The following is a 12,067-nucleotide window of genomic DNA, read 5'->3' as shown; positions in this document are numbered from 1 at the left end:
AAGTGGCGCGCCCGGCGGGTTTCGGCCGCCGGGGACGTGCCGGGCCGGGCCGGTGACCGGATCGCGGGGGTCGCGGGACGCCTGATGGGGAGCCGGCATGACGACAGGACAGTCCGGTCCGACCGTACGGGAGTTGCGCGCCGAGGAGCGGGAGAGCTGCTGCCGGACGGTCGACGTCGCCTTCGGCGGCGCCGAAGAGGCGCCCGGGGTCAGGGAGTTGTGGCGGTCGCCGATCGGGACGGGGCGTTCGCCGGCGGTCCGCGAGGGCGGGCGACCGGGGGGCGGGGCGACGCCGTCCGGCTTCCGGGCGGCGGTGCAGAGCGGCGCGGTGGCGCCGGTGGCGGTGCTGCGCGGCAGGGTGCGGGAGTCGCGGCCGGGGGGCGTCGGAGCCGGCCTCGGCGGCGTTCCGCTCGGGCCTGGAACCCTGGGCGCCGCACGGGTTCCGGACCGCGACGGCGGAGGGCGCCCGCCGGGGCGCCCTCCGGGTCGCTCAGCCCTGCGGGTGGTGGGCCGGGATCGGCGGGAGTTCGCCGGTGGTCTCGTACTCGGAGAGCATCTCGATCCGGCGGGTGTGCCGGGCCTCGCCGCTGTAGGCGGTGTTGAGGAAGATCTCGACGAACTTGGTGGCCTCGTCGAGGGTGTGCATCCGGCCGCCGACCGAAATGACGTTGGCGTTGTTGTGTTCGCGGCCGAGGGCGGCGGTCTGCTCGCTCCAGGCGAGGGCGGCCCGGACGCCCTTGACCTTGTTGGCGGCGATCGCCTCGCCGTTGCCGGAGCCGCCGATCACCACGCCCAGCGCCTCGGGGTCGGCGGCGGTGCGCTCGGCCGCCCGGAGGCAGAACGGCGGGTAGTCGTCCTCCGCGTCGTAGATGTGCGGGCCGCAGTCGACCGGCTCGTGGCCGGCCCCCTTCAGCCACTCGACGAGGTGGTTCTTCAGTTCGTATCCGGCGTGGTCGGAGCCAAGGTAGACGCGCATGGGCACGAGTGTGACATGCCGCCGGACCCGCTCCCCGACAGGGGCGCGGGCCCGGCGGCGGTGACCGTCCGTCAGCGGCGGCCGACCAGCTTCCAGGTCAGCGGCAGGGCGCCCGTCGCGAGCGCCACCTTGAGCGCGTCGCCGACCAGGTACGGGTACAGGCCGAGGTGGGCGGCCTCGCCCAGCGGGACGTCCAGGGCGTAGGCCAGGTAGGGCACGCCGACGGCGTAGATCGCCAGGCTGCCGAGGGCCATCGCGCCGGCGGTCGCCAGCGGGCTGCGGTCGGCGCCGCGGCGGGCCAGCGCGCCGGTCAGCGCGGCGGCGAGCACGAAGCCGATCACGTAGCCGAAGGTGGCCAGGCCCGCGCCCGAGGTGCCCTCAGCGAACCAGGGCAGGCCAGCCGCGCCGGCGGCCAGGTAGAGGCCGAGGGCGGCGGCGCCGCGGCGGGCGCCGAGCGCGGTGCCGACCAGCAGCGCGGCGAAGGTCTGGCCGGTCACCGGCACCGGGGAGCCGGGGACGGGCACCGAGAGCTGCGCGGCCAGGCCGGTCAGCGCGGCGCCGCCGGCGACCAGGGCGAGGTCGCGGGTGCGGGCACCGAGCCGGGTGGAGGCCTGCGGCAGCAGGTCCGCGAGGACGGCGGTGGACGGTGTCGGCGCGGCGATGGCCATGGCTGCTCCCTGGGTTTCCGTTGGCTCCGGTGCGGGTGATCACCTGTGAACCTACGTGCTGTCAGGTGCTTCGCGCGGCGTCGGGCGTGACAAAAGCCGACCGCTCCGGCTTGTCGGATCCGGCCTGTGACCGGGCCCTCATCCGCACCGTGGGCGTCCGGTCGGCCACCTCGCGTCACGCTCGCGTCCGGATGGCGGTACCGCTTGGGAGGACCGGATCCCTTGTCGAATAGTGGACAGACCCTTCTCGAACGTGACCAATCAGTCGAACAGTCTGGATCCGCCGCATGACCCGCACCCCCACCCCCGAGACCGCACCCGTCCGGGAGCCGGCCACCGAGGACGCGGGCCTGTCCCACGGGCTCAAGCAGCGCCACCTGTCGATGATCGCGCTCGGCGGCGTGATCGGCGCCGGGCTGTTCGTCGGCTCCGGGGCCGGGATCGCGGCGGCCGGGCCGGCCGTGGTGCTGGCCTTCGCCGCCTCCGGGCTGCTGGTGATGCTGGTGATGCGGATGCTCGGCGAGATGTCCGCCGCCCGCCCCGCCTCCGGCTCCTTCTCGGTGCACGCCGACCGGGAGATCGGGCCGTGGGCCGGGTTCACCGTGGGCTGGCTGTTCTGGGTGCTGCTGTGCGTGGGCGTCGCGGTGGAGGCGATCGGCGCGGCCGGCATCGTCTCCGGCTGGCTGCCGGCCGTGCCGTCCTGGGCCTGGGTGGCGGTGTTCATGGCGTTCTTCTGCCTCACCAACCTGGCCGCCGTCCGCAACTTCGGCGAGTTCGAGTTCTGGTTCGCCGCGATCAAGGTGCTGGCCATCAGCGCCTTCCTGGTGATCGGCGTGCTGGCGGTCTGCGGCCTCCTGCCCGACGTCCCCGCGCCGGGGTCGGGCAACCTCACCGGCCACGGCGGCTTCTTCCCGAACGGCGCGAGCGGCCTGGTCACCGGCCTGCTCGCCTCGGTGTTCGCGTACGGCGGCCTGGAGACGGTCACCATCGCCGCCGCCGAGTCCGAGGACCCGCGGCGCAGCGTGGCGATCGCGGTGCGCACCGCGATGTGGCGGATCGCGCTGTTCTACGTCGGTTCGATGGCGGTGATCGTCACGCTGGTGCCGTGGGACGACCCGGAGGTGGTCAAGCCGGGCCCGTACGTCGCCGTGCTGGACTCGCTGGGCATCCCGGGCGCGGCCCAGCTGATGAACGTGGTGGTGCTGATCGCGCTGCTGTCCGCGATGAACGCCAACATCTACGGCTCCTCGCGGATGGCCCACTCGCTGATCGCCCGCGGCCACGGCCCGCGCGCGCTGTCCCGGCTCTCCGGGGGCGTGCCGCGCCGCGCGGTGCTGGCCTCCTGCGGGTTCGGGTTCCTGGCGGTGCTGCTCTCGTACTGGTGGCCGGAGACGGTGTTCTCCTGGCTGCTGAACATGGTCGGCGCGGCGGTCCTGGTGGTCTGGGCGTTCATCTGCGTCGCCCAGCTGCGGATGCGGCGCCACCTGTCGGCGGCCGAACTACCGGTCCGGATGTGGGCGTTCCCCTACCTGACGCACCTGGCGCTGGCCGCGATCCTGGCGGTGCTGGTGCTGATGACGCTGGACTCCGCCAACCGCGTCCAGCTGTACTTCACGGCCGGGCTGACGCTGGCGCTGGCGGTGGCGGGGCACCTGCGCGGCCGCCGGGCGGTCGCGCCCTGACGCGCGGGAACCCCGCTCCCCCGGTGCGGGGGGCGGGGTTCCGTCGTGCGCGGGGCTACTCGAAGGACGGGCCCACCGTGCGGGTGCGCTTGATCTCGTAGAAGCCGGGGGTGGAGGCGACCAGGATCGTGCCGTCCCACAGCCGGGCCGCGGCCTCGCCGCGCGGGGTCGGGGTGACGACCGGGCCGAAGAAGGCGACGCGGTTGCCGTCCGGGCCGTCGACGGCGATCACCGGGGTGCCGACGTCCTCGCCGACCAGGCCGATGCCCTCGGCGTGCGAGGCGCGCAGCGCGTCGTCGTACGCGTCGGTGTCGGCGGCGTCGGCGAGCTCCTCGGGCAGGTTCGCGGCGCGCAGCGCGGCCACGACGGTCTCGCGGGTGTTGGGCAGGCCCTGGTTGTGGAAGCGGGTGCCGAGCTCGGTGTAGAGCGGGCCGAGCACCTTCTCGCCGTGCGCCCGGGCGGCGGCGGTCAGGACCCGGACCGGGCCCCAGCCGGCGGCCAGCATCTCGCGGTACCGCTCGGGCAGGTCGTCCCGGTTCTCGTTGAGGACGGACAGGCTCATCACGTGCCAGCGGGTGTCCACCGGGCGGAGCTTCTCGACCTCCAGCATCCAGCGGGAGGTCATCCAGGCCCACGGGCAGATCGGGTCGAACCAGAAGTCGGCGATCTTGCGGGAGTCTGCGGTCGTCACTGACGGCGCCCTTCGGGTCGGCGGGTCGGAAGCGGTCGGGGTTTCCCCTCGGGATGGAACCCCGGAGCGGCCCGGATGATTCCTCCTCCAGTGCAATGGCACAGGTGGTCGGGCGTGAAAGGATGCCCCCGAAGGGGTGCCATGAACACTCCGAAACCGTGTGTTCCGTACAGAGGAGTGCCGACGTGCCGGGCAAGAACCTGAGCCGTGAGGAGGCCCGCGACCGGGCCGCGATCATCCGGGTGGAGAGCTACCGCGTCCACCTGGACGTCAGTGCGGCGGCCGACCCCGGCCGGCCCGCCTTCCGTTCCACCACCCGGATCTCGTTCGACTGCGCCGAGCCGGGCGCGAGCAGCTTCGCCGACCTGCTGGCCCCCGAGGTGCTCTCGGTCGAGCTGAACGGCCTCGCGCTGGACCCGGCCGAGGTGTTCGACGGCACCCGGATCGCGCTGCCGGTGCTGGCCGCGCACAACGAGCTGACCGTGGTCGCCGAGTGCGCCTACAGCCGCACCGGCGAGGGTCTGCACCGCTTCGTCGACCCGGTGGACGGCGAGACCTACCTGTACACCCACTACGAGCCGGCCGACGCCCGCCGGGTCTTCGCCAACTTCGAACAGCCGGACCTGAAGGCCCCGTTCACCTTCACCGTGACCGCCCCCGCCGCCTGGGACGTGTACGCCAACGCGGTGCCCGCGCGCGTCACCGGAGAAGGCGCCGCCCGCACCTGGGAGTTCGCCCCGACCCGGCCGATCTCCACCTACCTGACCGCCGTGGTGGCCGGCCCGTACCACGTGGTGCGCGACCACTACTCGCGCGAACTCGCCGACGGCACCGTGCTGGAGATCCCGCTGGCGGCCACCTGCCGGCGCTCGCTCGCCCCCCACTTCGACGCCGAGGAGATCCTCACCGTCACCAAGCAGGGCCTGGACTTCTTCCACCAGGAGTTCGACTACCCGTACCCGTTCGGCAAGTACGACCAGTGCTTCGTCCCCGAGTACAACATCGGCGCGATGGAGAACCCGGGCTGCGTGACCTTCCGCGAGGAGTTCGTCTTCCGCTCGAAGGTCACCGAGGCCGCGTACGAGTCCCGGGCCAACGTGATCCTGCACGAGATGGCCCACATGTGGTTCGGCGACCTGGTCACCATGAAGTGGTGGGACGACCTGTGGCTGAAGGAGTCCTTCGCCGACTTCATGGGCGCCTACGCGCAGATCGGCGCGGGCACCCGCTACCGCTCCGCCTGGATCACCTTCGCCAACCGCCGCAAGGCCTGGGCGTACCGGCAGGACCAGTTCCCCACCACCCACCCGATCACCGCGGACATCCGCGACCTCGAGGACGCCAAGCTCAACTTCGACGGCATCACCTACGCCAAGGGCGCCTCCGTCCTCAAGCAGCTGGTCGCCTACGTCGGCCGGGACGCCTTCTTCGAGGGCGCGCGCGCCTACTTCAGGAAGCACGCCTTCGGGAACACCGTCCTCACCGACCTGCTGGACGCCCTGGAGGAGACCAGCGGCCGCGACCTGCGCGCCTGGTCCGCCGCCTGGCTGCAGACCTCCGGCGTCAACACGCTGACCCCCGAGGTGGTCTGCGACGACGAGGGCCGGATCACCGAGCTGGCGATCCGCCAGGACGGCGCGCCGCTGCGCCCGCACCGGATCGCGGTCGGCCTGTACGACCGGGCCGAGGACGGCGCGCTGCTGCGCACCGACCGCTACGAGCTGGACGCGGCCGGGGAGCGCACCGTGGTCGCCGAGGCGGCCGGGCGGCCGCGGCCCGCGCTGGTGCTGGTCAACGACGACGACCTGACGTACTGCAAGGTCCGCTTCGACGAGCACTCGCTGGAGACCCTGCGCACCGGCCTCGGCGACCTCGCCGACGGCCCGGGCGCCGACGGGCCGAGCCTGGCCCGGGCGCTGGCCTGGTCCGCGGTGTGGAACCTCACCCGGGACGGCCTGATGCCCACCCGGGACTACCTCGACCTGGTGCTGCGCTTCGCCGGCCGGGAGTCCGACATCGGCGTCCTGCAGTCCCTGCACCAGCAGGCGGGCGGCGCGCTGGCGGTGTACGCCGACCCGGCCCGGCGCGCCGATTACGCCACCGCGCTCGCCGAGTGCGCGCTGCGCGAGCTGTCGCAGGCCGCCCCCGGCAGCGACCACCAGCTGGCCTGGGCCCGGTTCCTGGCCGACACCGCCGAGCGCGCCGACCACCTGCGACTGCTGCGCGGACTGCTCGACGGCACCGGCCGGATCGACGGCCTGACCGTCGACCAGGAGCTGCGCTGGAACTTCTGGCTGGCGCTCGCCTCGCACGGGGCGGCCACCACCGAGGAACTGGCCGCCGAACTGGCCCGCGACAACACCGCCAGCGGCCGCCGCCAGCAGACCCAGTGCCTGGCCGCGCTGCCCACCCCGGGCGCCAAGGCCGCCGCCTGGACCTCGGTGGTCGACTCCGACGAGCTGCCCAACGCCCTGGTGGAGGCCCAGATCGCGGGCTTCAACCGGGCCGGGCAGCGGGAGTTGACCGCCGCGTACGCCGAACCGTACTTCGAGATGCTGGAGTCGGTCTGGGCGGAACGCTCGATCGAGATCGCGATGCGGATCGTCGGCGGCTTCTTCCCGCGCTACCAGACCGACCCCGGGACGCTGGCGGCCGCCGACGCCTGGCTGGCCGGGCACCCGGACGCCGCCCCGGCGCTGCGCCGGCTGGTGCTGGAGTGCCGGGACGACCTGGCCCGGGCGCTGCGGGCCCAGGAGTGCGACGCCCGGTGACGCGGAGCGGGGCGGCTCCCTCTTCCGGAGAGGGAGCCGCCCCGCGCGCGGACGGTTCGGCCTACTTCAGGGTGGCCGAGGTCAGGCCCGCCTGGACCTGGCGCTGGAAGGACAGGTACACCACCAGCACCGGCAGCATCGCGATCGTCATGCCGGCGAACAGGCCGGGGAAGTCGCTGGCGTAGCCGGACTGCTGGGCCAGGTTCATCAGGCCCTGGGCGAGCATCGAGCGGTCCGGGTCACCGCTGCTCTGCTGCTGCATCAGGGTCAGCGGCAGCAGGTACTGGTTCCACTGGCCGAGCACGTTGAAGATGAACACGCTGATCAGGCCGGACTTCGCCATCGGCACCATGACCTGGAAGAACGCCCGGCTGTGCGAGCAGCCGTCGATCATCGCGGCCTCGTGCACGGCGCTGGGCAGCGACCGGAAGAACGAGTGCAGGAAGAACACGGTGAACGGCAGCGAGTAGGCCGTGTACACCAGGATCAGCCCGGCGTACTGGTTCAGGCCGAGCCACGGGATCACCGAGCCGAGGTTCTTCATCATGAAGAACAGCGGGACGAGCGCCAGGTAGACCGGGAACATCGCGCCGGCCACGAAGAAGTAGTAGATGACCCGGTTGCCGCGGAACTCGTAGCGGGCCAGCACGTAGGCGGCCATCGCGCCGAGCAGCATGGTCAGCGTGAGCGAGCCCGCCAGCACGATCACGGTGCTGACGAAGAAGTCGCCGATGCCCTTGTCCCAGGCGCGGGTGAAGGCGTCGAAGCTCCAGTGCGAGGGCCAGCTCCAGGCGCTGTCGCCGATCTCGGTGTTGTTCTTGAACGAGCCGATGACGATCCAGATCAGCGGCACGATGATCAGTACGGCCCACAGGGCCAGGAAGCCGTGCGAGAAGACGTTGAGGACTCCCCCGCCGTCGGCGAAGCGCTGCGCCCTGCCGGGCTTGCGCGGCTCGCCGGTCCCGCCGCTGCGCTGGGCCGGGATGCCGGTGGTCGCGTCGGTGTTGGTGCTCATGCCGGGAACCTCAGAACTCGATCTTCTCGCGCCGGGTGACCCGGAGCGAGACGACGGACAGGACCAGGGTGATGAAGAAGATCACCACACCCATGGCGCAGGCGTAACCGGCCTTGCCGTAGGTGATGAAGTTGCGCATCAGCAAGGTCGCCATGATCTCGCTGTGGTGGTCCGGACCACCGCCGTAGTACGCGCCGGGGGTCATGGTGGAGACCAGGGCGAAGGCGTCCATCGCGGCGATCGCGAGGTAGACCCAGGCGGTCTGGATGCTCTCCCAGAGCAGCGGCAGCGTGATCTTGAAGAAGGTGGTGCCGCGCTGGGCGCCGTCCAGCAGGGCCGCCTCGTAGATGTCCTTCGGGATGCTCTGCATGGCGGCCGAGAACAGCACCAGGTAGAAGCCGACGCCGGACCAGATCAGCACGCCCATGACGCACCACAGGCCGAAGGTCGGGTTGGAAGCGAAGTCCCAGGGGTGGTTCTCGTCGACGATGCCGAGCGCGATCAGGACGCCGTTGAGCAGACCGCCCTTGTCGGTCCGGTACACGCCCTGGAACAGCACCGACAGGATGGCGACCGACAGCACCTGCGGGAAGAAGAAGACGACCTTGTAGAAGGCCGAGCCGCGCACGCCCTGCACGCCGCCGGTGCCGCTCTTGCCGCCCACGTTGAGCATGAAGGCGAAGAACAGCGCCAGCAGGATGGTGGCCAGCGGCAGCACGATCAGCAGCAGCAGGTTGTGCCGCAGCGCGCCGAGGAAGGCGCCGTCCTTGAACAGCGCGGTGTAGTTGTCCAGCCCGATGAAGTTCATCTCGGACGAGGCGCCGGACCAGTCGGTCAGCGAGTAACCGAAGGTCTGCAGGTAGGGCCAGATGACCAGGAGGATGTACAGCGCGACGGGAACCACGAGGAACCCGAAGATGAAAGGTGTTTTACGGTGTCGCATGGGAGCTGCTCCTGTCCGCCGACAGCCTGTGGTCAGACAGGCGTGGAACTGCGGTATCGCGTGGAACGGCCGGGGCCCGCGCGCGGGCCCCGGCTCTGCGGTGACTGGCCGTCGGCCTGCCGGGGCGTCAGACCTTCTTGGAGGTCGCGGCCTTGCCGCGGGACACCCACTCCTCCGGGGTGATGCGCTTGTTGACCAGCTCGTTGGTGGCGTTCTCGACCTCGGCGTCGAACGCGGTCTGCAGGTCCTGGAAGCTGAAGTTGAAGGTGACGTCGCCGGCCGCCTTGACCGCCGCGGCCGAGGACTTGGTGCCCGGCTTGAGCGGGACGTCCGCGTTGACGCCGTCCTTCAGGACGGTGAGCGAGTTCGCGGTGGCCACGAACTTCGAGGAGCCGTCCTTGGTCAGCATCATGCGCAGGAACTCGAGGCCGCCGGCCTTGTTCTTGGCCTTGCTCGGCACCATGAACGGCTCGCCGGCGCCGGCCCACAGGGCGGTGGCGGGCAGCTTGTCGTTCGGCAGCGACGGGATGGGCAGGAAGGCCATGTCGAAGTCGGCCGGGGTGGAGGCCAGCATCTCGTTCTCCAGCCAGGAGCCGGACGGGATGAAGGCGGCCTTGCCCTGGCACCAGGCGGTCTGCGACTCGGTGTGGGTCATGCCGTTGGTGCCGGGGAGGAGGAAGTCACCCTCCATGATCTTGTAGAACGCCTTGACGCCGGCCAGCACCGCCGGGTCGTCCCAGGCCGCCGTGTCACAGGCGTTGATCTTCTTGACCAGGTCCAGGCCGCCCTGCTTGGCGATCAGGCTGAAGATGACGTAGTTCGCGTAGTAGGGGTACTTGCCCTGGTGCGCGAAGGGGGAGATGCCGGCGGCCTTGATGGTGCCGCAGAGGGTGATGAACTCGTCCCAGGTCTTCGGCGGGGTCCAGCCCTTGTCCTTGAAGAGCTTGGCGGAGTACCACAGGCCGAACACGGTGTAGACGTAGTTCAGCGAGTACATCTTGCCGTCGATGGTGCCCTGCTCGACGGTGCCCGGGAGCAGGACGTCCTTGATCTTCTTGGTCGGGTCGTCCAGGTACGGGGCCTCCAGCAGCACCGTCAGGTCGGTCAGCTGACCGGCGCTGACCAGGACGTCCGCCTTCATGGCCTGGGCACCGGAGTTGTCGAAGACGTCCGGCGGGCTGCCGGCGTTGAAGCGCGGCTGCAGCTTGCCGCTGATCTCCTGGGTGCCCAGGTGGGAGACGTTCGCGCCCGCGTACGCCTTCTTGTAGGCGTCCTCGAAGACCTTGGCGTAGTCGTCGCCGTAGCCGCCCTTGAAGATCACGACGTCCAGCGCGTCACTGGCCTTCACGCCGAACGGGTTCTTGTTGTCGCTGCCGAGCGTCGGGGAGGCGCCCGACTTGCTGTCACCGCTGCCGGAACCGCCGGCGCAGGCCGCGAGCAGCGAGGTGCCGCCCGCCGCGAGGACGGTGATCGCGGCCGCGCGCTTGAACAGGTCGCGACGGTTGTACTCAGTTGCAGAGCCCATGAGTGCCCTAACCCCTCAGTTCCAGAAGAAGTGGACCGAAGCTGACGGCGCGTCAACTCCCGTGGCCCGAAAGGTGCCCAGCGGCGAAGGTGCCGGTCAGAGGCGGTGTGATGATGCTGCAAAGGTATAGTCCACTGTCCACCCAGCGGCAATAGTCAGCGGGTCTGATAACAAACCTGACAGTCGAACTGTTGTCGGCGATGCAGCATGTGCAATGTGCAGGAACCCTGCTTATTGCGTGTCCGCGCCAGGTATGGACCGGAATCTAGCGCGTTGATGCTCGTTTGAACATGGAAACGCGCAGCTTCGCGCAGCACGGTGTTCGAACCGTGATGCGCGAAGCCGCGCGCGGAGCCGCCCCTGATCCGGGGTCAGCGGGTCAGCGGGTCAGCGGCCCTGGAGGCCCTCGTCCAGGGCGGCGACCAGGGTGCCCCGGGAGTCGTCGTTGTCGAGCGACCAGGCCATCACGCCGCCCAGCTCGTTCTCCTCGACGTACCGGGCCTTGCGGGTCAGCAGGTCCGGGGTGTCGTACGTCCAGAACTCGGTGCCGTCGTACTTCCAGGTCGCGCCGTGCGAGCGGTCGGTGAAGACCGTGCCCGGCAGGTCCTTGATCTGGTTGTACGGCAGGTTCCCGCCCCGGGCCAGGCCGGTGGCGGACTGGTACAGGCCGTTCTCCTTCGGGCCGGCCGGCACGCCCGTCCAGCCGTAGCCGTAGAACGGGACGCCCACCACGGCCTTCTTCGCGGGCAGGCCGCGGTCCAGGTAGGTCCGCACCACCCGGTCGACGCTGAGCTTCAGCCCGGAGGCGTCGGCCTTGTCGGTGTACAGGTTGGCGTCGTGGTTGGTCGGCCCCTGGGCCTCCCACGGGCCGTGCAGGTCGTAGGTCATCAGGTTCAGCCAGTCCACCGACCTGGCGACCTTCTTGACCTCCAGCTGGTCGATCTTCGCCTCGCCGGCCGGGACGGCCGCGGTGAGCAGGTAGTGCGGGCCCTTCCTGCCGGACAGCGCGTCCAGCTGGCGGCGGAACTCCTGCATCAGCAGGGTGTAGTTCCTCCCGTCCTCGGGGCGCACCACGTTGCCCCCGTCACCGCCGCCGCCCGGGTACTCCCAGTCGATGTCGATGCCGTCGAACACCCCGGCGCCGGCGCCCGCGCCGCCCTCGGCGGAGCCCAGCTGCGGCAGGTCGCCCTTGAGGTACAGGTCGATGCAGGAGGAGACGAACTTCTTCCGGGACTCGTCGGTGAGCGCCGCGTCCGAGAAGTACTTGGACCAGCTCCAGCCGCCCAGCGAGACGACCGCGCGCAGTTGCGGGTTCTTCGCCTTCAGCTTGCGGATCTGGTTGAAGTTGCCCTTGAGCGGTTGTTCGGCGGTGTCCGCCACGCCGTCCACCGACTCCTCGGCGCCCACCGGGCGCTGGTAGTCGGCCCAGGCGTCGCCCACCCCGGCCGCGTTGGCCTCGAAGCAGGTGCCGTCGGCGGAGACGTTGCCGAAGGCGTAGTTGATCACGGTCAGCCTGCCCGCCTGGCCGCTGGCCTGGACGTTCTTGGCGGAGAAGCCGCTGTAGATGCCCCACTGGGTGAAGTAGCCGACCCGCTGGCCCTCCAGCCGGTGGTTCCTGCCGCGGCCGTCGTCCCCGTGCGCCTGCGCGGCGGCCGGGGGGACGAGCAGGGCGCCGAGCGTGGCCGCGACGAGGAGCGCGGCGGAGCTGCGTCTGGTCATTCCGTGAATCTCTCCGATTCAGCGTCAATTGGTATGGACCATGTGCTGTGGAGAGGTTTAGTCCACTCGGCGGTGCC

Annotated in this window: 9 protein-coding genes; 2 read left to right on the top strand and 7 right to left on the bottom strand. The window is 70.8% G+C overall.

Annotated elements, in window-relative coordinates:
• Window positions 1–490 precede the first annotated feature (490 nt).
• On the bottom strand, window positions 491–976 hold the full coding sequence (locus OO48_RS16910) for a ribose-5-phosphate isomerase (protein ID WP_033217018.1): 486 nt from the start codon (window positions 974–976) through the stop codon (window positions 491–493).
• A gap of 71 nt (window positions 977–1,047) precedes the next feature.
• Window positions 1,048–1,644: a biotin transporter BioY gene (locus OO48_RS16905; RefSeq protein ID WP_033217016.1), complete on the bottom strand. Its 597-nt coding sequence runs from the start codon at window positions 1,642–1,644 to the stop codon at window positions 1,048–1,050.
• A gap of 287 nt (window positions 1,645–1,931) precedes the next feature.
• Here OO48_RS16905 and OO48_RS16900 point away from each other — a divergent pair, with 287 nt between their 5' ends.
• Entirely contained in the window at window positions 1,932–3,326 is a 1,395-nt protein-coding gene (locus OO48_RS16900) for an amino acid permease (RefSeq protein WP_033217014.1), read from the top strand.
• Window positions 3,327–3,381: 55 nt separating this feature from the next.
• On the opposite strand, the gene OO48_RS16895 is transcribed toward OO48_RS16900, so the two are convergent.
• Window positions 3,382–4,017 carry a mycothiol-dependent nitroreductase Rv2466c family protein gene (locus OO48_RS16895; protein WP_033217011.1) on the bottom strand — a complete coding sequence of 212 codons (636 nt, stop codon included), beginning with the start codon at window positions 4,015–4,017 and terminating at the stop codon, window positions 3,382–3,384.
• Between the two features lie 185 nt (window positions 4,018–4,202).
• Between OO48_RS16895 and pepN the strand changes: the two genes are divergently transcribed.
• The gene (gene pepN / locus OO48_RS16890; RefSeq protein ID WP_033217009.1) at window positions 4,203–6,788 is read left to right on the top strand and encodes an aminopeptidase N; all 2,586 of its coding nucleotides are present in this window, start codon (window positions 4,203–4,205) and stop codon (window positions 6,786–6,788) included.
• Between the two features lie 61 nt (window positions 6,789–6,849).
• On the opposite strand, the gene OO48_RS16885 is transcribed toward pepN, so the two are convergent.
• The 4 genes from OO48_RS16885 to OO48_RS16870 all read right to left on the bottom strand — a co-directional run bounded on the left by OO48_RS16885 (window position 6,850) and on the right by OO48_RS16870 (window position 11,990).
• Window positions 6,850–7,803: a carbohydrate ABC transporter permease gene (locus OO48_RS16885; RefSeq protein ID WP_033217007.1), complete on the bottom strand. Its 954-nt coding sequence runs from the start codon at window positions 7,801–7,803 to the stop codon at window positions 6,850–6,852.
• 10 nt (window positions 7,804–7,813) lie between these two features.
• The gene (locus OO48_RS16880; RefSeq protein ID WP_033217000.1) at window positions 7,814–8,746 is read right to left on the bottom strand and encodes a carbohydrate ABC transporter permease; all 933 of its coding nucleotides are present in this window, start codon (window positions 8,744–8,746) and stop codon (window positions 7,814–7,816) included.
• A gap of 127 nt (window positions 8,747–8,873) precedes the next feature.
• Complete coding sequence (gene ngcE / locus OO48_RS16875; protein ID WP_033216998.1) at window positions 8,874–10,271, bottom strand: N-acetylglucosamine/diacetylchitobiose ABC transporter substrate-binding protein; 1,398 nt, start codon at window positions 10,269–10,271, stop codon at window positions 8,874–8,876.
• 387 nt (window positions 10,272–10,658) lie between these two features.
• Window positions 10,659–11,990: a glycoside hydrolase family 18 protein gene (locus tag OO48_RS16870; protein WP_033216996.1), complete on the bottom strand. Its 1,332-nt coding sequence runs from the start codon at window positions 11,988–11,990 to the stop codon at window positions 10,659–10,661.
• Window positions 11,991–12,067: the final 77 nt, after the last annotated feature.

This window comes from Kitasatospora phosalacinea, assembly GCF_000716545.1.
GTDB classification, from domain to species: Bacteria; Actinomycetota; Actinomycetes; order Streptomycetales; family Streptomycetaceae; genus Kitasatospora; species Kitasatospora phosalacinea.
This window is presented reverse-complemented; position numbering and strand designations above follow the sequence as displayed.

Bases quoted from the DNA above. Each gene is read 5' to 3' on its own strand.
- OO48_RS16870 (WP_033216996.1), bottom strand. From the start codon at position 11,990: ATGACCAGACGCAGCTCCGCCGCGCTCCTCGTCGCGGCCACGCTCGGC.
- OO48_RS16900 (WP_033217014.1), top strand. From the start codon at position 1,932: ATGACCCGCACCCCCACCCCCGAGACCGCACCCGTCCGGGAGCCGGCC.
- ngcE (WP_033216998.1), bottom strand. From the start codon at position 10,271: ATGGGCTCTGCAACTGAGTACAACCGTCGCGACCTGTTCAAGCGCGCG.
- OO48_RS16905 (WP_033217016.1), bottom strand. From the start codon at position 1,644: ATGGCCATCGCCGCGCCGACACCGTCCACCGCCGTCCTCGCGGACCTG.
- OO48_RS16885 (WP_033217007.1), bottom strand. From the start codon at position 7,803: ATGAGCACCAACACCGACGCGACCACCGGCATCCCGGCCCAGCGCAGC.
- OO48_RS16880 (WP_033217000.1), bottom strand. From the start codon at position 8,746: ATGCGACACCGTAAAACACCTTTCATCTTCGGGTTCCTCGTGGTTCCC.
- OO48_RS16910 (WP_033217018.1), bottom strand. From the start codon at position 976: ATGCGCGTCTACCTTGGCTCCGACCACGCCGGATACGAACTGAAGAAC.